Genomic DNA, 26,348 nt, shown 5'->3' with positions numbered 1-26,348 from the left:
TGCAAAGATGTACGTTTTAGTTAATTGAAGTAGTAGGCATATTTATCTAATATTGACTTAGCGACTTCTTTTAAATTGGTGTTATGACCCGCACTATAGTCGTAGGTATCGAGATCAATATCATAAAGTTGACTTAACCATATAAATTCTGCCAGATCCAGCAATAAACCTTTTCCATGACCGTGACCCTTTTGATCCGAAAAAATAGATGTATTACGGTTGCTACCTATTAACTCTGTAATGCCAGGTAGTTGACCAGCCTCAAACATATGCCATAGCTCAATAGCAGCAAAAGCGTAAGGTAAATTGATTATTTCTGTATTAGGGTAAAGTAACCTAAGCGCATCAATGTCGACTTGTATCTTGCTGCTCAATCCATCAACGATTGTATTCTCATAGGTGGCCACGTCACTATAATCAGCAGGAAAGTCTAACCAAGGTGTTCCAATTACGATTCTAGTATTTGGATTTTTTGACAACGCATAATCTATCCAAAGTGTATAACCCTCCATCGTTGGATTAGCTGTCATGCCAAATAATTCTACTTCTCCTGTATTTAGGATTGCTTGAACTTTATTTCTATGACCTTCGTCTTCCCATAAGGCAATTGGCGTTCCTGACTCACCACCCGACCTTTCAACGTGCTGATTATGATAGTCGTTACCAAGTTGTGTCATATGAGTAGGAATTTGTCTGGCGATAGGGGCAAAAAAACTGTGCCCCATAAATAGAGTGTTGTATCCAGTAACAGGCGTAGAGACTTCCTCATTGACTATGGAAGAGAACTCGGGAAAATAATGCATGATTTGAGCGTCATTTATCCAGCTACCATTTTCATTCTGAAAGTCCCCCCACATATCAACATAACGGGTTATTTTGTCGCTGATGTCTAACTCCACAAAGCGGGCAAGAACTGGCTCTACATAGACAGGATTATGTTGGTCATCATCGTCAAAATCAGGACCGTAGACTAGATAAGTAATGGGGCTATTAATAGTAATCTCGTCCACAGGACTCCACGTACCAACATCTTGCCACGCGCCTCGAGGTAAGGCGTTATACATATAAATCCCTTTGATAGAAGGATGATTGCTGTGAGCTAATTGCCAGCTAATAATAGAGCCGCGAGAGCGCCCACCAACAACAATAAGGTCTGGGTCTAAATTGTATGTATCCGCATTCGCTATTACCCATTGAAACATCACTTGCGCATCAGCTATACCCATGGCTGCTTCATCAGCGCCGCTGATTGTTGCTATTGACTCCCAACTCACGGTTGCATAGCCTTCATTGGCGATTGCATGTAACTCTTTTTCGTCCATACCGTCGGCCGAACCACCATTGCCATGGGCAAAGAGATAAATAGGGGATGGCTTAGATTGGTCATACGCCAAGTGAATATTTAGCCATTGGCGTTCTGGATCGTCCATGCCATAAGGAATGTGATTATGATCCCACCGCCCACTATTTGTCTGAGAGGTTATTTCAACCCCAACGCTCTCGGACTTATCTCCGCCTGAGCCAGAACACGAAAGTATATAAGTTTTATTGCCTATTTCTGATTCTGATATTGTTTCGCTACCAGACGCAGCTTTATCTCCGCTCCAATTTCCAGACGCAGAGCAGGTATCTGCATTAGTTGTAAACCAAGTTAAAGTGAACTCTGAGTTCACTTCAACACTTTCGATAGTTGTTGACAAGGTTACCGTGGGAGAAGGGGAAACAGGAACAGATGATGAATCATTACTACTACCGCCACCACATCCTAATAATCCTGTGAGAAATAATAAACTGCAAATCAACAGAAAACGATTATTGAACATTTGAATCATCTATACGAACCTCAAGTTAAACTAATTCTGTCCCAAAATACCAAAACTCGTTTTATTGTTAAAGCTTATTTACAAATATTTACTTGACCTATCGTTACATCAATAGTGCCTTACTTTTCTGCCAATATTTCCTATAAAGTGTTTGTATTCTGCTTTATCTTTAAAGTCACAAATCTTCAATTATGCAAGAACCACACTTTGGTTTACGTGCAAAATAGGTGTATCGACCATGCAGAATACACCAATGGTGTACATAAACGTTGAATTCTTTAGAGACAACTTTGAGTAGCTTTTTTCAACTCACACTACATTGTTACCCATAGCAAATCTAATTTGGGTTATACACGATCGATGTGGGTGTCGATAGCTAATGTCAGCTTGTGGCTAGCAGTTGCTCTAATGTTCAATTAATACCTAACGTCAGCAATACGCATCAAGAGAGCATTAGCAAGAATAAAAGTTAGTGCCAAAACATAACCGATTAGGGTGTTTAGTTTAATCGTCACTTATACCACTTTGTTGGGCTAAGATATGCTCAGTAATTTTAATCCTTAATAAATCACAGATGAATACGCCTAGACATATACAAGCCTCGGCACTTATAATCACCGCATTGTTACCAAGAGTAACCTTTTTAGTTTAATACACTCAAAGCACAAACAAACAAATCACTCCCCTAAGGAACAAAATGAAAAAATTTACTATCCCTCTAATCGCTTGTCTAGCCTTAAGCGCTTGTGCTACTTTTGACCCATATACGGGTGAGCAAAAAGTTACCAATACCGCGAAAGGCGCGGGTATAGGAGCAGGTGTTGCTGCTGTGGCAGCTTATTTAGCCAATAAAAATGAGGATGATATAAGTAAAAGGAATCGTAGAATATTGAAAGCTGCAACGGGCGGCGCGGCGATTGGTGGTGGTATTGGTTATTATATGGATACACAAGAAGCTGAATTGAGAAAACAATTGCGTAGTTCAGGTGTTAGCGTTGAACGTGAAGGTAATAACATCAACTTAATTATGCCTGGCAACATTACCTTCCCTTCAGGTAATGCCAATATTGATCAACGTTTCTTATCTGTTTTAGATTCGGTTGTTTTAGTATTACAAGAATTCAACAAAACCTTGATAGTCGTTGCAGGTCATACTGACAGCTCTGGCTCTAACGCATTAAACCAGAGTTTATCAGAGCGCCGCGCTCAGTCTGTTTCTACCTACCTTAATAATGCAGGTGTTATTATAGATAGAATTGAAGTGATTGGTTTTGGTGAAACTCAGCCTGTTGCAAGTAATAATACAAAGGCCGGTAAAGAACTTAATAGAAGAGTAGAAATCACTTTGCTTCCAATTACAGAGTAATACCGTATGAAATATTTACTTGCTCTTTTAATTCTCGTAACATTAACAGCATGTCAAACGGCAACAGAGCTACAAAATGCCTCTTCAAAAGGTTTAGCTAATATTTATTCTTGTGGACAAATAAATGCTGCATTTGCTGCCTATGAGGCAGATAAAACTTCTTTCGCAGCACTTGAACAAATTGCGGCGATGTCAGGGTTAGTGATTAAGAAAAGCACAGAAAAAAGTGCTAGTTCATACTACGACAGTATAAAATCAGCGGCCAGTGTTGCGCTGCTTGTTCAGGGTTGTCAACCTAGAGCTTAAAATCATTCAGTTTTAAATACTCCTTAAAAAGCTCCTCATATTCAGGGGCTTTTTTACCATAAAATTTGAGATGAACCGCGATAACTTGTAACTCAAACTGCTCGTTATACTTATCAAAAAAAGCAGTGCTTATTAGCACTGCTTTTTTTATTTAGCATCCCACCTCAACTACCAAAACGCTAAGGTGATACAGAAGCCACCTGACCATGTTTCTTATGTGCCACAATTAAGAGTATAAGTAATATAGCACCCGTTATCGCTCCAATTAACTTGCCATGTTCCATAGGTAAGTTTAGTCCTATTCCTGCGGTCATAATATAAGAGATGCTAACACTCGTGCCAATAATAGCAGGCAAACTTACTATCCAATGGAAAGTACCACGATCAAATAAAAACTTAGTTGCCAGCCACAACACACTGGTAGAAAGTAGCATATTTGAAAAAGCAAAGTAGCGCCAAATTATTGAAAAATCTAGTTTTGTCATGAAATAAGCAATAATAAGAATAGGTACAGCTAACAGTAAGCGATTACGTAAGCTTTGAGGAATATTAAACGCATCGACTAACGTTAAGCGTAATGAACGAAAAGCAGTGTCACCTGAGGTAATAGGGAATATTGCAACGGCAATAATAGCCATAATTCCACCGAGTGCGCCAAGATAACTGTTTGCAATATGGTTAACCACTAAACCCGGGCCACCTTGATCAAGTAATGATTTTAGTTCTGAGTAGCCTTCAGGGAAGGCCGCTATACCAGCCAACGCCCATACACAACCGACAAGACCTTCGCACATCATCGCGCCATAATAAACCGGGCGCACATATTTTTCATTGGTTAAACAACGCGCAATAATTGGCGCTTGTGTTGAATGAAAACCACTAATTGCACCACACGTAATGGTGATAAATAATAATGGCCATACAGGAAGTCCGTCAGCATTAGGCTCTAAGAAATCATGGCTGTAATGATCTGCATTGAAATAGCCCAAAAAATCGCCTGCAACAGGTAAATGCGGGGCATCGATAAGTAATGATACAGCGATAAGCGAAGTCATTACTATCATAAGTAAACCAAACAATGGGTAGAGCTTAGTTATTATTTTATCAATAGGTAATAATGTCGCTAATAAATAATAACCTAAAATAACTAGTACCCAAAAGGTGTTACCCGCTAAAAAAGTGCCCTCAAAGTAACTTAGATTACTTAATAAACCAGCAGGGCTCATAATAAAGACAACGCCAACAAAAAATAGCAGCATTGTGGTAAATATTAGCATGACCCCTTTAAAATAAACGTTGTAATAATGCCCCGCTATTTCAGGTAAACTTTTACCATCTTCTTTAATACTCATTACACCAGAGAAATAATCGTGTACAGCACCGCCTAAAATATTACCTAATACAATCCAAATAAGTGCCACCGGACCATAGAGGGCACCTAGAATTGGACCAAAAATAGGACCTACACCCGCAATATTTAAAAACTGAATAAGAAAGGCTTTAACCGGATGAATAGCAACATAATCAACGCCCTCCTCAAAACGTACTTGAGGTGTTTCAACGTTACAGTCGATACCTGCTTGTTTTTCAATAAAAGGGCTATAAAACTTATAACCCAATATTAATAGAGTGATGCAGATAAAAAAGATAATCATAAGTGTTTATTACTCCGTCCTAATAAATAGATTCAATAAAGGGTACTTGGCAGGTATGTGTGCAATCGTACTTACGTTCAGTATGCCTATATAAATTAAGTATTAAAGGAGAATTTTTATTAAGGAACACTTAATTATCTAACGATAGGTAATTAAGGCTAACTAACTGGAGTGTGTTTACTTATAAACGATTAGTTTCCTATCGTCTAACCATATATTGTGCTCACTAGCGTTATTGAGTTAGCTGAATTTTTCTCTTCAACGAACTCTAATCTCACCCACTTTACACAAACATGAGATTGCAGCTCACTTTAATACACTCATTTTTTGAATAAAAATAATTTTACGCTAATCTTTAGTAAATTAAAAAACATAAGTACGCATGAAACTCGCTACTATTATTCCATCATTTCGCGTACCTTTTTTGGTATTAGCCCCTATTTGTGTATTTCTTGGTGCTAGCATCAGTTACAAAGAGCAAGGTGCTATTGATTTTTGCTTATTAGCCATTGTTATGTTGGGTGGCATTTTGGCACATATTGGCGTTAATACGCTTAATGAATATCAAGATTACCAAAGTGGCTTAGACCTAAAAACAATGCGTACCCCCTTTAGCGGTGGTAGCGGTTTGTTGTGCCGACAGCCTGAATTACTGCCATGGGTAAAAACAGCCGCAATTGTCTCTACCCTTCTGACACTTTTTATTGGCTTTTATTTCATATACCTACATGGTTTAGCCATTATGCCTTTAATACCAATAGGGGTGCTCGGTTTAGCCATTGTTGTCAGTTACACTAAATGGATCAATAAACGGCCACTTATCTGCTTGGTTGCCCCAGGTCTTAGTTTTGGTTTACTAATGGTGGCAGGTACACAACTTGTTTTATCAGGACATTTTTCGTCAACACCTTGGGTAATTGGTGTTATCCCCTTTTTTCTGATCAATAACTTATTATTATTAAATCAATATCCTGATATTGATGCTGATAAATCGATTGGTCGCAACCATTTTCCAATTGCCTTTGGTATAAAGGCCAGTAATAGCATTTTTGCGTTATTTTCCGTGTGCTCAACTTTATTGATTCTTTTCTATATCAGTCAAAACATCTTACCTGCATTGAGTGCTCTTGCGCTTATTCCACAAATGTTGGCTTATATTGCTTTATATGGCGCTATAAAGTTTGGCGCCAGTATTGGTCAACAACCCAAATACCTTGCCTATAATATTGCTTGTACTTTATTAACACCTTTAACTATTGCAATTACGGTTTTTATTAACTAAAACAAGTAATTAATCATATATAAACTAATGAATACGTATGTAGCTTAGCTGTAAATTTATCAAAGGCGCTTTATGCTTGATGTAATAAAATACATTAGGAAACACTCATGAAAAAATAATGCTCTGCCTTATTATACTACTTTCATTCCCAACGTTATTCGCACAAACGGTTAAAGTAAGTTCACCCGATGTAAAAATAGTACTCAGTGTTAACGATAATAGAAAACCAAACTACGCGATTAATTTTATTGGTGGAAGCATTATCAAGCCATCTTGTTGGGGTTTAGCGTTTAAAAATACAATTGCATTTAGCGACGGATTTATCCTTTATGCACACCAAGAAAAATCAGCTAACAAAGTATGGCAACTACCTTGGGGGTGAACGTAAAGATGTTACTGATCATCATAATGAGCTGTTAGTTACTTTTTTAACGAGCAAGAAGATCGAGGGTGAAAAATTCAAAGTACGTTTCCGTCTATTTAATACAAGTCGCGGCTAACGATGAATGAGTGTTACCACTCGCCACCATCGGCAGTGCTGCTATTCACTTTAAAGCTTTATAACGGTAATTTTAACCGTTTTAAGTTGCCTACAATCATTTATAATTAAATCAGCTAAAAGGTAGGTGGAGGTTACTTTATCTACCTTTTCTTACACTCAAACGCTGAGAATAGTCGATGTTACAAAATATCAGCCAATGACAAAGAAAATTATCAACGTAAAGCCGCGGAACTGAACACTCAGAAAGTGATTCCTGAATATCAAAAGTTTTATGCTTTTTTTACTAAAGAATACATGACTAACTGTCGTCAAAATGTTGGTATAAGCCCATTTAAAGGTGGAAAAGAATATTATCAGTACCTTATTGAATTTTACACCACCACATCGATGTTAGCTGAAGAAATTCACCAATGAGGTTTAAATGAAGTAGCACGTATTCGTCAAGAAATGAATGTGATTATTAAAGAGGTTAATTTTAAAGGTGATTTTACCGACTTTATCAGATTCCTGCGCACTGACCCACAATTTTATACCAATGAGCCGCGCGATTTAATTGAAAAAGCGAGTTATATTACGCGCAAAATGGCCGCAAAATTGCCCAAATGGTTTTCAGTATGACCTCGCTCAACCTTCGATATAAAAGCGTCTCCTAATGGTGGTACTTATTATGTCGCGTCAGATGGGAGTGGTACTACCTCAGGCACTTACTTTATCGATACTAAAGACCTAAAAAGTCAGCCTTTATATACCCTAGAAGCCTTAACCTTTCATGAAGCTGAACCTTGCCATCATATGCAAAGTGCTATTCCTTAAGAAGTTAATATGCAAGAGTTTAGAAAAACACTTTACCACGCCACGTTTGGTGAAGGTTGGGGTCTATATTCAGAGCATTTAGCCAAAGAAATGGGGGTTTATCAAGACCCTTATAGCAACGTTGGTCGTTTGACATATGAGCCTTGGCGCGCATGTCGTTTAGTCGTAGACACCGGTATGCATGCTAAAGGTTGGTCTCGCCAGCACGCCATGATTACTTAGCCTAGAACACGGCATTAAGTATGGCAGATGTTACCGCACAAATTGACCGTTACATAAGCTGGCCAGCACAAGCGTTGTCTTATAAAGTGGGTGAAATCAAAATCCTTCAGTTACGTGCGATGGCAGAAGAAAAGTTAGCTGAAAAATTCAACATTAGAACTTTTCATGACCAAATACTTAAAAGTGGTAGTTTACCTATGGCTTTACTAGAAGGTTAACCGTTAACTGGGTTAATCAACAGCTGCAGTAATGATACATAGTGGTCATCAATCACTGATGTAATCACTGAACATATAATTTAAAATGCCGATTGTTTCACAATAATCGGCATTTTATCAGGCGCTAAAAAATTTTATATCAAATAGCGTTAAACTAATAAAATCAACGAGGTGGTCGCTCTTTTTTAAGTTTAATAATCAAATCAATATGAGGAATAAGTTCCTCTATTTCTCGAATATGATCGCGTAAACTTCCCCACTGCGTTAATTCTAATTTACCGGAATCTAATATGGCGAGTTTAAGTTCACTAACCAACGAATTCTCATCGACTTGCTCTATAAATTCATTAATACGTAATAGATTGTCTAACTCTGCTTGAGATATTATTTCTATGTCACTACTTTTTTTCATCGCTAACTCTATAAAAAGACTCTATAAAAACAAGTATAGCCAAGCTTTATTTTTTTGCTCAACATCAATAAAACTCAACGTATTTTAATCGTCATAATTCAGTAAGAAAAAAGTCATATTCAACTTGTAAAGTGCATCATGTTAACTAAATAGAGCTCAATAAGGGATACTCATGGAACATAATAGCGTTGATGAATATGATGAAATTTTTAACCTTTTCGACAGTTTGCTTATCGACAAAAAGGAGTCTCGCTCACGTAAAAGAAAATGGCGAGAAATAGAAACGTATAAAGACAGAAAACGTTTACACCAGGAGCTTCATGACATACAAAACTACGGTTCTTAATCATAAAGTGTTGGAATAAGTTGCACTGACTCTAACGCTAACTCTTTTGTTCTATGGCTGTGCAAAATCAAATAAGGTTTTGCCTGTCATACGATAACCGATCCATTCATCTTTTGATACAGCACCAATGGCTTCGTAAAAGTCACGTGAGGGCTTATTCCAATCTAAACAGCTCCATTCAAAACGTGCACAATCATTATCAATAGCAGTTTTGGCCATCGTTTTTAATAATTTCAAGCCTGCACCTTTCCCTCGATGCTCTGGCGTTACATACAGATCTTCAAGGTATAAACCTGATTTGGCTAACCACGTTGAGTAGTTATAAAAGTAAATGGCGGATCCAATAGCAATACCATCAAGCTCACAAATTAAACCGTGTACTTGTGTATTTTTACAAAACATAGTGTCTTTTATTGTATCAACAGTGGCATACACTTCATGCTCTGCTTTTTCATAAATAGCGAGTTCTTTAATAAAAGTGAACAAAAGTTCTGCGTCATTTAGGGTCGCATCACGTATAATTATTTCAGACATTTTACTTCCTCGTTTTCTTAATTAATTTTTGCTGTACAGCATACCAGTACAAAGATATTTTCTCACGAACTATACAGTAGAACAAAAAATAAAAATGAATATTGAACCCATAAAAAAATTGCGATCTAACAAGGTAAATAACCGCTTTAAACGATACAATTAACCCAATAGAAAAATGGCACAGGTACACTTTTTAAATGATCACTGTTTAAAGATCATTTTATCGCTACAATAAAAAATCAATTATCTCAATTAAAACAAAAGGAAAGTCCGTGTTCAATAAAATAGCTTCACTCGTATTATTCACTTTTATCACTTTGCCAGTATTTTCAGCTGATATCAGCCCAACTGCAAAAAAAACAGCTGAATACGCCGTTCAAACCTATCAAGCCTCTATGGTTGCTAGCCTAACTGAGTTAGTGAAATACAATACATTAGCTGTTGATGGCGTTTCAGCGAATAACAATCCTGAGCATATTGCTTTTAAAGCAGAGCTTAAAAAACAAGCTGAAGATTTAGGCTTTGATTATACTGATGATGGTTATGTCGTTGTTATTGGTCTTGGCGAAAGTAAAGAACGGGTAGGAATAATCACCCACGGCGACATACAACCAGTGAATCCTAAAAAATGGCAGAAGTCGCCGTTTGAACTTGATACCACTTCAGAGCCCGGCAAACTTATCGCCCGTGGTACAGAAGATGACAAAGGCCCAATATCAACAGCGCTCTATGCCATGAAAGCGATTAAAGACAAAAATATAAAACTAAATAAACGTATCGAATTATATGTTTATATGGCAGAAGAATCAGACTGGGGACCGCTTCAAGAGTATATTAAAACGCATACACTGCCACAAACCAATATTACCATTGATGCAGAGTATCCTGTGGTCACCGCAGAAAAAGGCTACGGAACCATAAAAATAGCTTTTAATAAAAATAATTACACAGGTTTTGACGCTTATATCAGTGAATTTAGTGGCGGATTTTTTGGTAGTCAAATACCTGAAGATGCTAAAGCGGTCATTGCAAATGCAGATATGACTTTACTGCAGCAAATGATGGACAAAGCAAGAGACTATCAAGGTGTTAGTTTTGATTTCTTACTCAAAGAGACCCAATTAACGGTAACCGCACTAGGAAAATCAGCTCACTCATCTAAGCCACAAGAAGGCGTGAATGCTATTCCATTCTTAGCTGATTTATTGTCACAAACACGCTGGCCAAGTAACGGTGCAGGTACATTAGTGAACTTTATTAATGACAATATTGGTTTAGGGTTAGAAGGGAAAAAGTTTGGCAACATTGCCTATAGTGATGATTTTATGGGGCCTATGACGGTTTCTCCGACGGTTATTAAACAACTTAAAAACAACATTGAATTGAATATTAATATTCGTCGTCCACGGGGTAAATCAGCGCAACAGCTAACAGAAGAAATTAATCATGTTATCGCAACATGGAAGCTGACGAATATGGCTGACATTACCGAATTAGAGTATTATATTGGCGACCCTTTTGTTCAAAAAGATGCCCCACATATTGAAACATTACTGGCTGTATTTTCACACTTTACCGGAATAAAAGATGCTAAGCCTATCGCTATTGGTGGTGGAACAAATTCACGCTTATTTCCCAATGCCGTAAGCTTTGGTCCATCAATGCCCAATGCCAATTATACCGGACATTCGGAGCATGAATTTATTACCATGAAACAGTTTGTTTTAAATTTAAAAATGTATACAGCAGCTTTAGTTGAAATGGCTGCTGCCAAAGCGCAATAACACATGAGATAAGCCAGTAAGGAATAGGAATACGTATGAAAAAAACATGTATAGTTACCGGTGGTAGTTCGGGAATTGGCCTAAGCATCGTAAAATTATTTACTGACCATGGCTATCAAGTGTTTAATCTAGACTTACAACCCAGTAACCTTACTGTGCTTGGTTCTACTGATGTTTTGTGTGATATAAGTAATGTTGAACAAGTTAGCGATATTATTAGTGATATCGCTAAAACAACGACTATTGATGTTTTAATCTCGAACGCAGGTATTCACTTTTCAGGTAATATTGAGAACACCTCTGAAGCTGATCTCGATAAAGTACTTAATATTAATGTCAAAGGTGCTTATGCAGCAGTAAAAGCGGTATTACCGAATATGAAAGCCAATAAAAATGGCGCGATTATATTAATGGCTTCAGACCAAGCGTTAATTGCCAAGCAAAACTCGTTTGCTTATAACATCAGTAAAGTGGCGCTTGCTTCAATAGCAAAAACTACCGCGCTTGATTATGCTCTTTTTAATATTCGTGCTAATGCTGTATGTCCTGGCACTATTGAAACACCGTTGTATCATCAAGCCATTGATAATTATTGTGATCGCTCGGGTGCAAACAAAGCAGAGATCCATGCTGAAGAAGCGGCTTTACAGCCTTTAGGCCGATTAGGGCAACCCGAAGAAGTCGCTGAACTTGTTTATTTTTTAGCGTCTGATAAAGCTAAATTCATTACAGGCAGTTTACAAGTGATTGATGGCGGTTATACCGCACAGTAACAGTATTGATGGCTTTAGTTTCAATGTTAGTTTTAAACATTTAGAATAAAAATACATGATAAAAATAATCGATCCACACCTGCATTTATTTAACCTTGCGCAAGGCGACTACCAGTGGTTAAAAGCTGATAATCCCCCGTTTTGGCCCGATAAAAAAATAATCGAAAAAAACGTGACGGAAAAAGAGCTACATTTGTCTGCTCCTTTTGAAATGGCTGGCTTTGTACATATTGAAGCCGGCTTTGATAATCAGCAGCCTTGGCGTGAAATTGCTTGGTTAGAAAGTACTTGTTCCCTGCCCTTTAAATCGATTGCTGGTATTAATTTACGTTTACTAACAAATGAATTTCAACAAGCACTAAAAAAGCTTAACGGCTACAAATCTGTTGTTGGTGTGCGCGATATTCTCGATGAAAATGCTTTCGAGTATTTATCAAATCCTCAAGTTCAAAAAAACTTAGCGCAGTTGGCCAAGCAAGAAATGATTTTTGAATGCCAAATGCCTTTATCTGATGTTAAGGCCACCGCTCAATTAATAAAAGTAGTCAATGAACTACCGACGTTAAAATTAGTCATTAATCACGCGGGTTGGCCACCTGAAGACACACGTAGTAACGCATGGATAAATTGGCAACAAAGTGTTCAAGCACTTGGACACTATGACAATATCAACCTTAAATGTTCAGGTTTTGAAATGGCTAATCGGCAATACTCGTTGTTATGGCAACAACAGGTTATCAAACAATGCATAACAAGTTTTGGCGTAAATAAAACCATGCTAGCGAGTAATTTCCCTTTATGTTTATTTAAAGAGAGTTATCAAGAAAACTGGCTCGCTCATCAACAAAACAAGCAACTATCAGTAAACGATCTTGAATTATTATGTTATAAAAATGCGCAAAAATTTTATAAGTTTTCAACATAAAGATTAAACTAAGAAAAAAAAACTACCCACAACACCTCAGATAAAATAGTATTCCATTACATTATATTTTAATGGGTCAATTAATGGATAACTTCGACAGAAAAATTCTAAAAATATTACAAAATGATTGTACACAGCCCATCAGTGAGGTTGCGGCTCAAGTGGGTCTTTCAACAACCCCTTGTTGGCGGCGCATTCAAACCATGGAAAAAAACGGCATTATAAAAGGTCGTGTTGCTTTGGCTGATCCGGAGAAGTTAAATGTTGGCTTAACGGTTTTTGTAATGATAAAAACCAACCAACATAACCCTGACTGGCTTGATGATTTCAGTATCAACTCAAAAAAATTTCCAGAAATCATTGAATTTTATCGGATGAGTGGCGAGGTTGATTACTTACTCCGTGTCGTGGTTTCAGACATGAAGGCCTATGATGCTTTTTATAAGAAACTGATAGGCCAAGCAAGCTTTGCTGATATTAGTTCAAGTTTTGCCATGGAAGAAATTAAATATACTACCGCACTACCGGTTGACTATATGTAATCTAGCTTAGATATCGCTTTCCTCAAGTCATAAAATAGTCTAAAAACCAAGTGTATACTTTAGCTATTGATTTAAGTGTTTCGCATGAAACCGCAAATGTTCTTCAATAAATGATGAGATAAAGTAGTAACTATGATCATAGCCTTCGTGCACAGCAAGTGTTAATGGGTAGCCATTCACTTTGGCTGCTTCTGCTAATGCTTCCGGCATTAATTGCGTTTTCAAAAAATCATCAGCGCCACCTTGGTCAACTTTAGCGGGAATAAACTGCGTTGCTATACGCATCAACTCACTTGCATCATGCCTGCGCCAAATTGCGGTGTCTTTCCCTAAGTAAGTGGTAAAAGCTTTTTTGCCCCATGGCGTTTTTATTGGGTTGCAAACAGGGCTAAATGCTGACATTGAGCTGTAACGTTCAGGGTTTAACAGGCCAATGGTTAACGCGCCATGTCCGCCCATTGAATGTCCGCTAATCGCGCGTTTATTGGATACCGGAAAAGCGTCTTCAATAATGGCGGGTAATTCATTAACAACGTAATCGTACATATGATAGTGACGATTCCAAGGTGCTTGTGTGGCATTAACATAAAACCCTGCACCTTGGCCCAAATCATAACCTTCATCATCGGTAACACCTTCACCACGAGGACTAGTATCAGGAGCAACAATAGCCATGCCTAATTCAGCAGCCATGCGCAATGCCCCCGCTTTTTGCATAAAATTTTCATCGGTACAGGTTAGTCCCGACAGCCAATACAACACAGGCACTTTCTCCCCGCTTGATACTTGCGGTGGCAAGTAAATAGCAAAACGCATTGTGCAATTTAGCGTTTTAGATGGGTGACTATATTGCTTATGCCAGCCGCCAAAGCTTTTATTAACACTGATGTTTTCTATCGTCATGATAAAACTCAAAAAAATGCCACTTTTGTATTTATACGGCTACGCTAAAAGTGGCAAATAAGCGCACTTAACAGCGCTGATGGTGACTGAAAAAATTAGTCATATTATTTATCAAACGTTACTTATCAAAATGAATAACACTGCGAATACTTTCGCCTTTATGCATTAGCTCAAACGCTTCATTAATATCGTCAAGCCCCATAGTATGAGTAATAAAATCACTCAAATTAAATTCACCCGCTAAATAACGTTCTACGTAATCAGGTAACTCAGTACGACCTTTAACACCACCGAACGCAGAGCCTCTCCATACACGCCCAGTCACTAGTTGAAATGGGCGGGTTGATATTTCTTGTCCGGCACCCGCAACACCAATAATCACTGATTCACCCCAGCCTTTATGACAACACTCTAAGGCAGAGCGCATTAGGTTTACATTACCAATACATTCAAATGAGTAATCAACGCCGCCGTCTGTCATTTCAACAATGACGTCTTGAATAGGTTTGTCGTAGTCTTTTGGGTTAATAAAATCGGTAGCACCTAATTTTTTGGCAAGCTCGAATTTACTTTCGTTAATATCAATCGCAATAATACGACTGGCTTTCGCCATAGTTGCACCAATAACCGCTGATAAACCAATACCACCAAGGCCAAAGATAGCCACTGTTGCGCCCTCTTCTACTTTCGCAGTATTCATGACCGCGCCCATGCCCGTGGTCACCCCACAACCTAATAGACAAACTTCTTCTAATGGCGCTTCTTTATTGACTTTTGCTAATGAAATTTCAGGTAATACGGTGTATTCGGAGAATGTTGAACAGCCCATATAATGGAAGATTGGCTGACCGTCTTTATAAAAACGGGTTGTGCCATCAGGCATTAAGCCTTTGCCTTGTGTCTCACGAATTTTTTGACAAAGATTCGTTTTACCCGAGAGGCAGAATTTACACTCGCCACATTCTGGTGTGTATAAAGGAATAACATGGTCGCCTACTTGAACACTGGTAACACCTTCACCAATTTGCTCAACAATACCACCACCTTCGTGACCTAAAACAACAGGGAAAATCCCTTCTGGATCATCCCCAGATAAAGTAAATGCGTCAGTGTGGCATACGCCAGAGGCAATTACTTTTACTAACACCTCACCTTTACGAGGCAGCATAACATCGATTTCTTCGATGGATAATGGTTGCTTAGGGCCCCAAGCAATAGCGGCTTTTGATTTAATAAATTTATCAGTCATCTTGATTCTCACTTTTCAATTAATCGCGTTTCTAAAAGTTTATATTGCAGACGAACTTGCTATATTTGAGCCTAGTCTACGGTGTTTAATGAAAGATGATAATACGTTAAAAACGTAATTCACTTTTACCAGTTGGTAACAATAAAGTGAGTATTGATAAAGTACCATCATCATGAATACATTACTTTAATGGCTGTGGCCTTGTGAAAGATTAATGATGCCGATACCTATAGCGACTAATCCCATACCAAGCCAAGTGGTTAACTCCAGATGTTGACGATACACAACCGTAGATAATAACGTCACGGTTATAATGGCTAACCCTGCCCACAACGCATGCACAATACCCACTGGCATACCTTTCATTGCTTGGCCTAAAAACATGAATGCGGCTAAATGCCCGAGTAAAACTAAAGCACTTGGCACAGGTCGAGTAAAACCATCAGTTTCTTTTAATGCAACATGAGACATTGCTTCAGCAACGACACCTAAAAAAAGGAATAACCAACTCATTTTTACTTCCTATAATGTTATGCAGGCAGTTATTGCCTGAGTAATGCTGCACTTTTTCTGAGTAAGTTACTCATCAAATAACTCAATCACAGCAAGCTTGTCTTGATGGTTGCTATTATATTTACTTCTAAAGAAATGATAATATGCTAATTTAGTAAATAACTTGTACACAGGGGTAACAATCATGCAGTGGGATGGGATCAGCGAATTTGTTTACGTGGCGGAAAATGAGAGCTTTACGCTCGCTTCAAAAAAAATGGCGATATCTACTGCACAAGTGAGTCGCCAGATAAGTGCGTTAGAAAAACGCCTTAATATCAAATTATTTTATCGAACCACACGAAAAGTCTCATTAACTGATGAAGGCCGTGTTTTTTATCAGCACTGTCGCAGCGTTCTCGATGGTTTAGATGCCGCTGAGCGTGCCATCACAAATTTACAATCTAAACCTCAAGGTAAAATTAAACTAACTGCTCCCGTCACCTATGGTGAAAAACAAATATTGCCGCTAGTAAATAACTTTATAAAGCAATATGACGATGTTGAAGTGTTAGCTTATTTAAGCAATCGTCAAATTGACATCGTTGATGAAGGGTATGACTTAGCTATTCGCCTGGGTAAATTAAGTGATTCAACAATGATGGCAAAAAAATTAGGTAAGCGAGCAAACTATGTTTGTGCCTCGCCAAGCTATCTAGAAAAACAGGGTATACCACACTCTATATCAGAGCTTAATAAGCACAGTTGTTTATTGGGAACAAATGATCACTGGCATTTTAGAGAGTCAGGCAGAGAAAAAAGTATCCGAGTAACGGGAAGGTTACGATACAACAATGGTTATAGCTTAACCGATGCAGCACTCAAAGGCTTAGGAATAGTGCAGTTACCTGATTACTATGTTCAACAGCATATTCAACGTGGCGAACTGGTTACCTTGTTAGACAGTTATCGTGCGCCTGACGAAGGTATATGGGCGGTTTATCCTCAAAACCGCCATTTATCACCCAAAATAAGGTTACTCGTTGACTATTTAGCTGAGCAGTTGCTTTGATTTCAAGGGTTATTTAAAGCATTTACAGAGTTAGTCGTTAGCTCAACGTTAAGCAACTCTCGATTGTATAGCAGGGTTTATCGGCACGAACACCGATCCCCCCCCCTCTTATTGGTCTCTTTTTATTCATTTTTAAAAATATTATTTAACATACCTGCAAGTCGAATACCTGCTTTAGCGATTCGTTCATTTAACAGTGGCGTGTTTTTATAAACATATTCATAACCTAATTCTTTATCTTCAGGAAAATCATAAACCCTTTCTCTTTTAGATTTAGACTCTTTCGCCCAGTCAAGATAAACAGCCTTTTGCCATAAAGTAATCGTTTCTGGCGTTTGGTTATTTAAAAAATGAGCATACTCAGTATAAGACAATTGCTGCCTCTCAAGAATCGAGGAATCCCAAACAGCATGAAGTTTTGTGGGTTTTCCAAACCATTTTACCGTTATTGTATTGCCACCAAGATCATCCCTTCGCCCAACATGTAGCGGTTGGTGGATATCGCCAACAAAATGTATATAAAAAGCCAATGCTTGCCACTTTTCTTTTTTTGAGAGGTTTGGATCTCGAAGTTTTTTTTCAAAATCAGATAACGCTTTTAATATATCACCTGCCTTATTCCTCACAAGTCCATTAAATAGTTCGTCATCATCAACAGAGATATAATGCCAAGGTTTAGCATAGTCCCAATTTTTATCTGAACGAATGTTATCAGGCCAATTGGCTAGTTTTGCTAACGGATCACCGTTAGTAATTTGCATAAGGGCTTGTTTAGCAGAAGGGTCGAGATTATCTTCTGCTATTTTAGCCACGATTCGGTGTCCATTGGGACCCAAGGCTAGAGCGGTTTTAATCGGCAAATGGGCGAGTGTAATTATCATAACCGCCAGCAAGCTTTTATTTATCATTTATATAATCCATGTTTTAGCGTTGTATTGTGAGTCTTTAAATCTTATTTTTATCTTATTAAAACATATGCTTTAGCATGAGTCATAAACTGATAACACATGCTAAAGCGAAACGACTCGCGATTACTTCAACGCATTAACCGTAACATTCGGTGAGCGTTTTACCACTTCATCATTTAATTCAATACCTAAACCAGGTACTTCAGTGACTTGGAAGAAACCATTTATCGGTTGTGGGTCTTGTAAACACAATTCACGATTCCAATGCTTGGTCGCATAAGTATGGTGCTCGTGGATTAAAAAGTTAGGGATAGCTGTTTCTAAATGCAAAGATGCAGCTGTTGCTACCGGGCCACCACAAACGTGCGCTTGAATACGAATATCATAAACATCAGCATAGTCACACACTTTTTTAGATTCGGTAAAACCACCACATAAGCCAACATCAGGCTGAAGTACATCAATACTTTGATCTTCAAAGTACTGGCGCACATCCCAGCGGTGATATAAACGCTCGCCACCGGCAATCGGTACATTAACTCGCTCAGCCACTTTTTTATGTACTTTAGCGTTCAAGTAATTAACAGGCTCTTCATACATCATACAGCCGACTTCTTCGACAATTTCGCCCATTTGAATCGCAGAAGCAGCGCCCATTAATGAATGCGATTCAAAAATAATATCAACATCTTCGCCGACCGCATCGCGAATAGCGCGTAATCTGTCGCCGAATAATCGCATTTGTGGTTTGGTGAATAATTTAGTGCGATCAAACGATGAGGTGCCATCAGCGTTATAAACAATAGGGTCTACTTTTACTGCGTCATAACCTTCTGCTACCGCTTTTAATGCCGCTTCAGCATATTCTTGAGGTAAGAATAACTTCTTAACTTCAACATCCCAATCAAACTGTAATTGGCTAGCATAAGTGCGTAACTTATCATTAACTTTACCGCCTAATAATTGATAAACAGGTACTCCCAATGCTTTACCTTTTATATCCCAAAGTGCGGTATCAATTGCGCTCATTGCCGAATATAAAACGGGACCACCACCAAGCCCCCAAAAGCTTTCACGCAACATTCGAGACCATAACAATTCTGTTCTAAACGGGTCAAAGCCAATCAATACCGCTTCGGTAATTTCTTTTATCATCGCCGCTGCAGCGCTATGTCCCCAATCATAAGCAAGCCCTGCTTCACCGACACCAGAAATACCTTCGTCAGTATGAACACGAATAAAAACAGGGTTCCAACCAGCGCGATCTGGACATTCAATATCAAAAATTTCTACGTGAGTTACTTTCATTTTATCTTCTCTAAATAGGTTGAGGTTTGTCGCAGAGAACTTACTTCAATAGCGGCGTACGAGATGCAAATACGGCTTTATTATTGTTAGGTCGCAAAGTTAGGGTCAGCACGATACACTTTTCTGACCATGGCCGGCCAAGACTTTTGCCCACCGGAACTGCCCGTATGAACAATATTAGCTTGTGCTTTAATACCGTCGACAATGCTTTGGTCTACTAAAATGGGGGCCATTGCGGTTGCCATCACTTGCAATTGTACTTGGCAAGCACGCGTTAAGTCGTACATGTGCATAAACGCATCACCGATTGTATCTCCTAACGTTAAGCCACCATGATTTCTCAGCAACATAAAATTTGCCGTGCCTAAGTTATTTTGTAAGCGTAATTTTTCATCAGCGTTTACCGCTAAACCTTCGTAATCATGATAGCTAAGAGAGGCAAGTGCAAACATAGCATATTGACTTAACGGTAATAACCCTTCTTCTAAGCTAGCGACCGCGATAGTTTCATTAGTGTGTAAATGTAAAACACATTGGGCTTCGTGACGTGCTTCATGCACTGCACTATGAATAGTAAAACCTGCAGGGTTAATTTCAAAAGGGCAATCAGGGTCAATAATATTGCCCGCTAAGTCTATTTTCACTAAATTTGATGCGGTTATTTCGTCAAAGGCTAAACCGAAAGCATTAATGAGTAAGTGCTCAGACTCAGGAATACGCGCTGAAATATGCGTGTAAATCAAATCATCCCAGCCATACATGGCGACAAGGCGATAACAAGCCGCTAAATCAATACGTGTTTGCCATTCTAGTGCTGACACTTTATTTTTTAAGTTAATCTGTGGAATAGTTAACATTAAAGTCCTTTAAACAATTGTTATTTTGGTATTTTAAATCATCGATAATACGAATCAAACCACTAGTTTAAGAAATCCCCCTTAAAGTGTAGATAAAAATAAGCTAAGGTAAGTCGTCATTCACATTAGCTTAAATAAACATCTTAATTAAGCTACCAATGAGTAAAATAAACACTAAAATTGGGATAATCTTTGAATACTTAGCTTGTTCCTCATCCCCCATAGGTTTACCAAAACGTTCACCGAATATAACCATTAATGCGATACCAGCAAATACCGCTAATAAAATCATTATTAATGTCATTATTTCTCCAATTATGAGTATCTAAATCAATTGCACATTGCATTAGCTGATTATTCAATTACCATAACAAGATAACACGTAAAATGCGTAAACAATAAAATGACTGCACCGGATAACTTTGCTGAAAAGCGAAGGTTTATTATAAGATTAGGGAAAGCTTTGCATAAGTTTGGTACGCCAGCTTATCGCCTAGAGGCACATCTGCAAGATGTCTCAACATTTCTTGAATTAAAAGCCTGTTTTATCATCACGCCAACAGCGCTAACGTTTGTATTATCTGAAGATGAAGAGAATCAGCAATATAACCATGTTATTCGTGTGAAGCCCGGTGAACTTGATTTAGGATCACTTGCTCGAACCGATGAGTTAGTTGACGAATTAAGTTCTGGACAGCGCACATTAACTGAAGCAATTGAACGACTTGATGAAATCGCCAACAAACCTAACCCTTACGGGCGTTTTCTTACTTTTCTAGCTTTTGGCGCTTCAAGTGGTGCTTTTTCCATGTTGATGCACACCAGTTGGAATGATGTGTTTTGGTCGGTATTGCTCGGTTTTGTTGCTTGCTTATTTACCTTTTGGGCTGAATACTCTCGCCGAATTACCGAGACACTAGAGCCAATTGCAGCCATAACAACCGCGCTATTGGCCTCGGCAATCACCCTTATCGATCCAACAATCAATATGCCATTGGTGATACTTTCTGCCATTATTGCCTTTATACCTGGCTTAGCCTTAACGCTTGGTTTAGCTGAATTAGCCGCTCGACATCTAATGTCAGGAACCGCACGTATTATGGATGCCATAATGATGCTGTTTAAGCTTTATTTTGGCGCAGTCCTAGGTATGGCGTTAGGAAAGTTATTTTGGGGCGAAGTTGTATACGTTACCCCCGGTAATATGCCAATTTGGACCGCATGGGCAGCCGTTACCACGTTATCAATTAGCTTGGTTATTTTATTTCGCGTGCGTAAGAAAGATGCACCTTGGGGAATGATTTCTGGCTATGTGGCTTACGGTGCGAGTATTATTGGTGCCGCTTATCTGGGGCCAGCGCTAGGCGCGTTTGTTGGAGCATTTGTACTGGGGATGTATGCTAATTTATTCTCACGCATTATGAGGTTACCTTCTAGTATTGTTAAATTATTAGGCCTTGTTGTACTTGTGCCAGGGAGTAAAGTTTATATCGGTTTAAACAGTGCGGTATCTGGTGTAAATATGCTCAATACCAATAATATTGGCTCAGAAGCCTTTTTAATTTTTATGTCGTTAGTGGCGGGGCTTATTTTCTCAAATGTTGCCCTACCCTCACGTAAAGCGTTGTAATATAAGTGCCTGAATGAAACAACCCAGTAAAAAAACCGCTTATCATCACGGCGACTTACGCAGTTCACTCGTAGAAACGGGTGCTAAAATGATAAAAGAAGCAGGCATCGAAGGGCTTTCATTACGAAAGCTCGCTGAACGCATTGGTGTTTCTCGTACAGCAACGTATCATCACTTTAACAATAAAAATGATTTACTTTGCGCGATAGCTGCATTAGGTTTTATTCAATGGACAAATATTTCTAATACGATATTTGACGACAAAAACCTTTCAGGGGAAGAAAAGTTTCGTGAATTTGTTTATCAGTACATAACATTTGCAACACAGAACGCTTCAATTTACGAATTGATGTTTGGCAAAACAATTTGGAAAAAAAACAATAGCGATCAAGCACTGCGTGACATCGCTTACCCAAGCTTTAATTATCAACTAGAAATGACCAAAACTTGGCAACAGCAAGGTTTATTGATTGACAACGAAAATAGCTTACGTTTAGCGCAAGTGACTTGGGGAACATTACACGGAATTGTCCGTTTACTTATTGATGGAATTTACCTTGATACCAGCCATATTGATGAAATGTGCGAGTGTGTAGTAAAGGTTTTTATTCAACAACAAAAAATATAACAAGGGTTAAACATGTCTGAAGACAACCAAAATAAAACAGCTCAGTTTGATCAGTTCTTTTCAATCACTTACCCTTTCAATGTGAACGCAACTCTCATTGAAAGTAACACTCCGCCAAGTTACCCCGCATTTATGAACACCATGCCCATGCCGTTTAAGATGGCCTCTGAAATAATCACACTTGACCAAACGGCATTAAGACCTTTGCAAACAATTGGTAGTGTTGCCGGACAGTTAGTCGATTATTTACATCATCAGGCCAAAAAAATTGATTTGCTCGTCAGTTATATTCTGAGTGAACAAGACAATGAAGCACAACGTTACCAAGGCACTGATTTCGGTGGTGGTGGTGTTATTTTTACCAGTAAAACCCCCTTCGCTGTTGGTCAATTTATTGAACTAAAAATATTCCTACTTGACGATAATTGTGCAATTTACTGTTGCGGTGAAATAATTTCAGTCAAGACTGAGAGTGATGAACTTAATAGCTTCAAGGTTATTTATCATCATATTCGTGAAGAAGACCGTGAAATATTAGTGCGTTGTAGCCTTCATCAGCAATCAAAGCAATTACAGATCTTAGCGCAAAAACGTAATGAAGAATCAGCTAAACAAACCTAATACTCTTTTTTATTGCACCTTGTTATTCGTGCAATAAGTCAGTATTACGATTTATGCTGTATTTACTCCTTTAAATCTATCTGATAAACCGCGCACTTTAACGCCTATTCCTTGTTGAATAAAGCAAAAACAGATAGCGTTATTAGATGACAATTTCAGGAACATACCTATGAACATGAATAAAAGAGCTTTTCTAAAAGCGGGTAGTGCAGGTCTTGCCGCATTATCCGTATCAACTGCTGCGTTCGCCTCATCAACTAAAATGGCTGAGTCAAAGCACTCAACACTGAAAAACATTACCCAAAGTGTTTCGGCTATAACTACTAAAGAACGTGAAATTCGCATTAAAAAAGCACAGAAATTAATGCAGCAAATGAATATCTCTGCACTCATTATTGAGCCGGGTGCAGCAATGGATTATTTCTCGGGTATTCAATGGTGGCGCAGCGAACGCCTAACCGCGTTAGTTATTCCGCAACAAGGTAAAGTCGGTATTGTTTGTCCCTTTTTTGAAGAACCCAGCATTCAAGAAAGTTTGGCTATTACTGGTGATATTCGTGTTTGGCAAGAACATGAAAGTCCTTTTGAGCGCATTAAACAAATATTAGTAGACCGGAATATTAGCCTTGCAAAAGGTACTATTGGTTTTGAAAATTCAGTGCGTTACTTTGTTCAACATGGCGTAATGAGTTTACTATCAAATATGCAGCATGTTAGCGCAGAGCCTGTAACTCGTGGTTGCCGTATCATTAAAAGCCACCATGAACTACAACTAATGCATAAAGCGAATGAAGTAACACTATTAGCTTATAGCGAGGTTTACTCAAAATTAGAAGTGGGGATGACATCTTCACACGTTAAAAGCCTGATGAGTAACGCACAATCAATGTTGGGTGGCAATAGCCCATGGAATATGGCATTAATTGATCAAGCAAGTGCTTTCCCACATGGCAGTAAAAAGAAGCATTTGATCCAAGAAGGTTCAATTGTTTTAATGGACTGCGGCTGTAATGTTCATGGTTATCAATCAGATATCAGCCGAACATTTGTTGTAGGTGAGCCATCAAAGCGTCAACGTGATATTTGGCAAACGGTACGTACAGGACAAAAAATAGCGTTTGAGCAAGCCCAAATAGGATCTGCTGCCGGTTTAGTTGACGATGCCGTAAGAAAGCATTATCAAGCACAAGGGTTTGGACCTGATTATAAACTACCCGGTTTATCTCACCGAACGGGGCATGGCATAGGTATGGAAGGCCATGAAAGTGTGAATTTTGTTCATGGTGAACAAGAGAAATTAAGAGCAGGCATGTGCTTTTCTAATGAACCCGGTATTTATATTCCAGGAGAATTTGGTGTTCGCCTTGAAGACTGTATTTACATGACAGATAAGGGCCCGCAGTGGTTTACTGTACCGCCCGACTCTCTAGATTCACCCTTAGGCAAAGTGGCTACATTTACTTAGTTGCCCTTTAGGCTTTATTTATAGACTTTGTTGATGATGATACAAAATATAAACAGGGTCATTTTTTGATATATTGATTATTGGAGTTACCATTGCCGCGCATGTAGTGAACACGCTAACTAACATGCGCGAATTATTTTACGCGGTAAAATAATTCCACTACAAGTTCTAACACTCAAGAATTCAGCACTATTAACCTTCTTTAATTCTCCCCTTTTGTATCACCTTTTCACACAACTCCCCCAACTTTATTAAGGCTTGTAATCTATGCCCTTTCGTTGGGTGTGCAAAGCTTAATCTCAGACAATTTGAGAACTTTTTGACCGATGAAAATAATCGGCCAGGAGTAATAATTATCCCTTGAGCAATCGCATCTTTATAAAGTAAGAATGTATCAATCTCTGTTGGCAACTGCACCCAAATAGCTAGACCACCGTCAGGTACAGTAAATGTTGTCGATATTTTCCAGTTATCTGCAATCGCATCAGTTAACTGATCTCTTTGCTTAAGCAGTACTTTACGGTATTGATGCAAGTGCCGTTCGAAATGCCCTTCGGCCAAAAAACTCGACAAGCCATATTGAATGGCTTGACTCGTCGATAATTGATAAACCAATTTCATGTGGACTATTTTGTTTAAGTGCTTACCCGCTACAATCCACCCAAGTCGTAAATCTCTTGATAATGACTTTGAAAAAGAGCTACATAAGATAAAATTACCCTGCGTATCATAATTTTTAAGCGACTCGACTTTAGAATGAAAGCCAAGGTCGCCATAGATATCGTCTTCTATTATGATGATATTTTTTTCTGTCGCAAGGGCTGCTATTTTACGTTTTTCTTTTGTTGGTATCAGTGCCCCCGTGGGTGTAGCAAAATTTGCGGTTAGCACACAGGCTTTTATATCCCATTTTTTTGTCGCTTCCTCAAGCGAATCAGCGGTTAAACCAATAGTGTAAGAAGTTGGCAGCTCAAGCACTTTTAATTTAAGTTGTTGTAATAACTGTAATACACCATAAAAAGCAGGGCTCTCTATCGCAACAATATCACCGGGTTCGCACGTTGCAGTTAACGCCAAAAACAAACTATTTTGACACCCTGAAGTAATGCATATTTCCTGTTCTGAAATATGAAGATCACGCCTTCTATAATGCTCACTAATTTGATGCCTTAATGGCAAATATCCGGTGGGTTCGCAATAATATAACGCATTATTTTGTGGATTCTTTCGTAACGCACGGCTGATATGTCGGTTCAATAACAATAAATGGTTTGGTGGTTTAGTAATGTCTAAGTTTATTGGCGCTATATCAAAAGCTGCCGTTCTTTCCATAATTTCATAAAAAATTTCAGGTACATCAACCAGTTTGGGTTTGTCGATTTGAGTTAGCCCTTGACTGATCTGTTGTTGAGGTTTAACGGCTGAAACGTAATAACCTGACTTTGTTTTAACAAAAACAATACCTCTTGCTTCTAAGGTGTGAAGGGCTTTTTGAACTGATATTTTTGAAACACTGTAAATACTTGCCAGATCACGAATAGAAGGCAGCTTTTCATTACATCGCCATTTGTTGTCTTCTATTTGCCGCATTAATTTATGAGCTAACTGTTCATATTTAAATTGTCTCATCTTATACCTCAGCCAATCAATCTGTACCTATTGTAATTTATTATACTGTATCTATAAATGACAGATTAACAATTTAAACTTCC

General features: G+C 38.4%; 28 protein-coding genes and 2 pseudogenes. 17 read left to right on the top strand and 13 right to left on the bottom strand.

The window, feature by feature from the left end:
* Positions 1 to 20: 20 nt before the first annotated feature.
* Positions 21 to 1,802, bottom strand: coding sequence for a hypothetical protein (locus tag H4J52_RS01780; protein ID WP_182224132.1), 1,782 nt, complete (start codon positions 1,800 to 1,802; stop codon positions 21 to 23).
* 129 nt (positions 1,803 to 1,931) lie between these two features.
* Positions 1,932 to 2,206: pseudogene (locus H4J52_RS01775) on the bottom strand (hypothetical protein); the annotation flags it as partial.
* A 314-nt stretch (positions 2,207 to 2,520) separates the two neighbouring features.
* Between H4J52_RS01775 and H4J52_RS20220 the strand changes: the two are divergent.
* Positions 2,521 to 3,189 carry an OmpA family protein gene (locus H4J52_RS20220; RefSeq protein ID WP_182178183.1) on the top strand — a complete coding sequence of 223 codons (669 nt, stop codon included), beginning with the start codon at positions 2,521 to 2,523 and terminating at the stop codon, positions 3,187 to 3,189.
* 6 nt (positions 3,190 to 3,195) lie between these two features.
* Positions 3,196 to 3,495, top strand: coding sequence for a hypothetical protein (locus tag H4J52_RS01765; RefSeq protein ID WP_182178185.1), 300 nt, complete (start codon positions 3,196 to 3,198; stop codon positions 3,493 to 3,495).
* A 179-nt stretch (positions 3,496 to 3,674) separates the two neighbouring features.
* On the opposite strand, the gene H4J52_RS01760 is transcribed toward H4J52_RS01765, so the two are convergent.
* Positions 3,675 to 5,150 (bottom strand): carbon starvation protein A, encoded by a 1,476-nt coding sequence (locus H4J52_RS01760; protein ID WP_182178187.1) that lies wholly within the window; start codon positions 5,148 to 5,150, stop codon positions 3,675 to 3,677.
* Between the two features lie 382 nt (positions 5,151 to 5,532).
* Here H4J52_RS01760 and H4J52_RS01755 point away from each other — a divergent pair, with 382 nt between their 5' ends.
* From H4J52_RS01755 to H4J52_RS01720, 5 genes and pseudogenes are all read left to right on the top strand, one after another.
* Complete coding sequence (locus tag H4J52_RS01755) at positions 5,533 to 6,432, top strand: prenyltransferase (protein ID WP_182224131.1); 900 nt, start codon at positions 5,533 to 5,535, stop codon at positions 6,430 to 6,432.
* 118 nt (positions 6,433 to 6,550) lie between these two features.
* On the top strand, positions 6,551 to 6,814 hold the full coding sequence (locus tag H4J52_RS01750) for a glycoside hydrolase family 97 N-terminal domain-containing protein (protein WP_182224130.1): 264 nt from the start codon (positions 6,551 to 6,553) through the stop codon (positions 6,812 to 6,814).
* On the top strand, positions 6,762 to 6,932 hold the full coding sequence (locus tag H4J52_RS20355) for a hypothetical protein (protein WP_182178193.1): 171 nt from the start codon (positions 6,762 to 6,764) through the stop codon (positions 6,930 to 6,932). The genes H4J52_RS01750 and H4J52_RS20355 overlap by 53 nt, the downstream gene beginning before the upstream one ends.
* Positions 6,933 to 7,072: 140 nt before the next feature.
* A pseudogene (locus H4J52_RS19795) lies at positions 7,073 to 7,969 on the top strand (DUF885 domain-containing protein).
* Between the two features lie 20 nt (positions 7,970 to 7,989).
* Positions 7,990 to 8,187: a DUF885 family protein gene (locus tag H4J52_RS01720; RefSeq protein ID WP_182178199.1), complete on the top strand. Its 198-nt coding sequence runs from the start codon at positions 7,990 to 7,992 to the stop codon at positions 8,185 to 8,187.
* 163 nt (positions 8,188 to 8,350) lie between these two features.
* Here H4J52_RS01720 and H4J52_RS01715 read toward each other — a convergent pair whose 3' ends face one another.
* Positions 8,351 to 8,599 (bottom strand): hypothetical protein, encoded by a 249-nt coding sequence (locus H4J52_RS01715; RefSeq protein ID WP_182178201.1) that lies wholly within the window; start codon positions 8,597 to 8,599, stop codon positions 8,351 to 8,353.
* A gap of 172 nt (positions 8,600 to 8,771) precedes the next feature.
* Here H4J52_RS01715 and H4J52_RS01710 point away from each other — a divergent pair, with 172 nt between their 5' ends.
* A complete protein-coding gene (locus H4J52_RS01710) occupies positions 8,772 to 8,945 on the top strand; it encodes a DUF3545 family protein (RefSeq protein WP_182178203.1) in 174 nt (57 codons plus the stop codon).
* A gap of 51 nt (positions 8,946 to 8,996) precedes the next feature.
* On the opposite strand, the gene H4J52_RS01705 is transcribed toward H4J52_RS01710, so the two are convergent.
* A complete protein-coding gene (locus H4J52_RS01705) occupies positions 8,997 to 9,479 on the bottom strand; it encodes a GNAT family N-acetyltransferase (RefSeq protein WP_182178205.1) in 483 nt (160 codons plus the stop codon).
* Between the two features lie 272 nt (positions 9,480 to 9,751).
* On the opposite strand from H4J52_RS01705, the gene H4J52_RS01700 reads away from it, so the two are divergent.
* The 4 genes from H4J52_RS01700 to H4J52_RS01685 all read left to right on the top strand — a co-directional run bounded on the left by H4J52_RS01700 (position 9,752) and on the right by H4J52_RS01685 (position 13,503).
* Positions 9,752 to 11,263, top strand: a complete 1,512-nt coding sequence (locus H4J52_RS01700; RefSeq protein ID WP_182224129.1) for a dipeptidase — start codon at positions 9,752 to 9,754, stop codon at positions 11,261 to 11,263.
* Positions 11,264 to 11,298: 35 nt separating this feature from the next.
* On the top strand, positions 11,299 to 12,036 hold the full coding sequence (locus H4J52_RS01695) for an SDR family NAD(P)-dependent oxidoreductase (RefSeq protein ID WP_182178209.1): 738 nt from the start codon (positions 11,299 to 11,301) through the stop codon (positions 12,034 to 12,036).
* 55 nt (positions 12,037 to 12,091) lie between these two features.
* Positions 12,092 to 12,961 (top strand): amidohydrolase, encoded by an 870-nt coding sequence (locus tag H4J52_RS01690; protein WP_182178211.1) that lies wholly within the window; start codon positions 12,092 to 12,094, stop codon positions 12,959 to 12,961.
* 83 nt (positions 12,962 to 13,044) lie between these two features.
* Positions 13,045 to 13,503 (top strand): Lrp/AsnC family transcriptional regulator, encoded by a 459-nt coding sequence (locus H4J52_RS01685; RefSeq protein ID WP_182178213.1) that lies wholly within the window; start codon positions 13,045 to 13,047, stop codon positions 13,501 to 13,503.
* A 63-nt stretch (positions 13,504 to 13,566) separates the two neighbouring features.
* Here H4J52_RS01685 and fghA read toward each other — a convergent pair whose 3' ends face one another.
* The 3 genes from fghA to H4J52_RS01670 form a co-directional block, all read right to left on the bottom strand.
* Positions 13,567 to 14,406 (bottom strand): S-formylglutathione hydrolase, encoded by an 840-nt coding sequence (fghA, locus tag H4J52_RS01680; RefSeq protein ID WP_182178215.1) that lies wholly within the window; start codon positions 14,404 to 14,406, stop codon positions 13,567 to 13,569.
* A gap of 118 nt (positions 14,407 to 14,524) precedes the next feature.
* Entirely contained in the window at positions 14,525 to 15,655 is a 1,131-nt protein-coding gene (locus H4J52_RS01675) for an S-(hydroxymethyl)glutathione dehydrogenase/class III alcohol dehydrogenase (protein WP_220460001.1), read from the bottom strand.
* 186 nt (positions 15,656 to 15,841) lie between these two features.
* Positions 15,842 to 16,168 (bottom strand): multidrug efflux SMR transporter, encoded by a 327-nt coding sequence (locus H4J52_RS01670; RefSeq protein ID WP_182178217.1) that lies wholly within the window; start codon positions 16,166 to 16,168, stop codon positions 15,842 to 15,844.
* 184 nt (positions 16,169 to 16,352) lie between these two features.
* Between H4J52_RS01670 and H4J52_RS01665 the strand changes: the two genes are divergently transcribed.
* Positions 16,353 to 17,219 (top strand): LysR family transcriptional regulator, encoded by an 867-nt coding sequence (locus tag H4J52_RS01665; RefSeq protein ID WP_182178219.1) that lies wholly within the window; start codon positions 16,353 to 16,355, stop codon positions 17,217 to 17,219.
* A gap of 122 nt (positions 17,220 to 17,341) precedes the next feature.
* On the opposite strand, the gene H4J52_RS01660 is transcribed toward H4J52_RS01665, so the two are convergent.
* The 4 genes from H4J52_RS01660 to H4J52_RS01645 all read right to left on the bottom strand — a co-directional run bounded on the left by H4J52_RS01660 (position 17,342) and on the right by H4J52_RS01645 (position 20,596).
* A complete protein-coding gene (locus H4J52_RS01660) occupies positions 17,342 to 18,127 on the bottom strand; it encodes a S1/P1 nuclease (protein ID WP_182223213.1) in 786 nt (261 codons plus the stop codon).
* Positions 18,128 to 18,250: 123 nt separating this feature from the next.
* Positions 18,251 to 19,435 carry a mandelate racemase/muconate lactonizing enzyme family protein gene (locus H4J52_RS01655; RefSeq protein ID WP_182178223.1) on the bottom strand — a complete coding sequence of 395 codons (1,185 nt, stop codon included), beginning with the start codon at positions 19,433 to 19,435 and terminating at the stop codon, positions 18,251 to 18,253.
* Positions 19,436 to 19,521: 86 nt separating this feature from the next.
* Entirely contained in the window at positions 19,522 to 20,292 is a 771-nt protein-coding gene (locus H4J52_RS01650; protein WP_182178224.1) for a class II aldolase/adducin family protein, read from the bottom strand.
* A 130-nt stretch (positions 20,293 to 20,422) separates the two neighbouring features.
* The gene (locus tag H4J52_RS01645; protein WP_182178226.1) at positions 20,423 to 20,596 is read right to left on the bottom strand and encodes a hypothetical protein; all 174 of its coding nucleotides are present in this window, start codon (positions 20,594 to 20,596) and stop codon (positions 20,423 to 20,425) included.
* A 99-nt stretch (positions 20,597 to 20,695) separates the two neighbouring features.
* Here H4J52_RS01645 and H4J52_RS01640 point away from each other — a divergent pair, with 99 nt between their 5' ends.
* The 4 genes from H4J52_RS01640 to H4J52_RS01625 all read left to right on the top strand — a co-directional run bounded on the left by H4J52_RS01640 (position 20,696) and on the right by H4J52_RS01625 (position 24,636).
* Complete coding sequence (locus H4J52_RS01640; protein WP_182178228.1) at positions 20,696 to 21,922, top strand: threonine/serine exporter ThrE family protein; 1,227 nt, start codon at positions 20,696 to 20,698, stop codon at positions 21,920 to 21,922.
* Positions 21,923 to 21,935: 13 nt separating this feature from the next.
* Positions 21,936 to 22,550 (top strand): TetR/AcrR family transcriptional regulator, encoded by a 615-nt coding sequence (locus H4J52_RS01635; protein WP_182178230.1) that lies wholly within the window; start codon positions 21,936 to 21,938, stop codon positions 22,548 to 22,550.
* A gap of 12 nt (positions 22,551 to 22,562) precedes the next feature.
* Positions 22,563 to 23,171 (top strand): PilZ domain-containing protein, encoded by a 609-nt coding sequence (locus H4J52_RS01630; RefSeq protein WP_182178232.1) that lies wholly within the window; start codon positions 22,563 to 22,565, stop codon positions 23,169 to 23,171.
* 169 nt (positions 23,172 to 23,340) lie between these two features.
* Complete coding sequence (locus H4J52_RS01625) at positions 23,341 to 24,636, top strand: Xaa-Pro peptidase family protein (protein WP_182223212.1); 1,296 nt, start codon at positions 23,341 to 23,343, stop codon at positions 24,634 to 24,636.
* 192 nt (positions 24,637 to 24,828) lie between these two features.
* Here H4J52_RS01625 and H4J52_RS01620 read toward each other — a convergent pair whose 3' ends face one another.
* Positions 24,829 to 26,265, bottom strand: a complete 1,437-nt coding sequence (locus H4J52_RS01620; RefSeq protein WP_259366580.1) for a PLP-dependent aminotransferase family protein — start codon at positions 26,263 to 26,265, stop codon at positions 24,829 to 24,831.
* Positions 26,266 to 26,348: the final 83 nt, after the last annotated feature.

The sequence above is a fragment of the Colwellia sp. MB02u-14 genome (genome assembly GCF_014076915.1).
Taxonomy (GTDB): domain Bacteria; phylum Pseudomonadota; class Gammaproteobacteria; order Enterobacterales; family Alteromonadaceae; genus Colwellia_A.
This window is presented reverse-complemented; position numbering and strand designations above follow the sequence as displayed.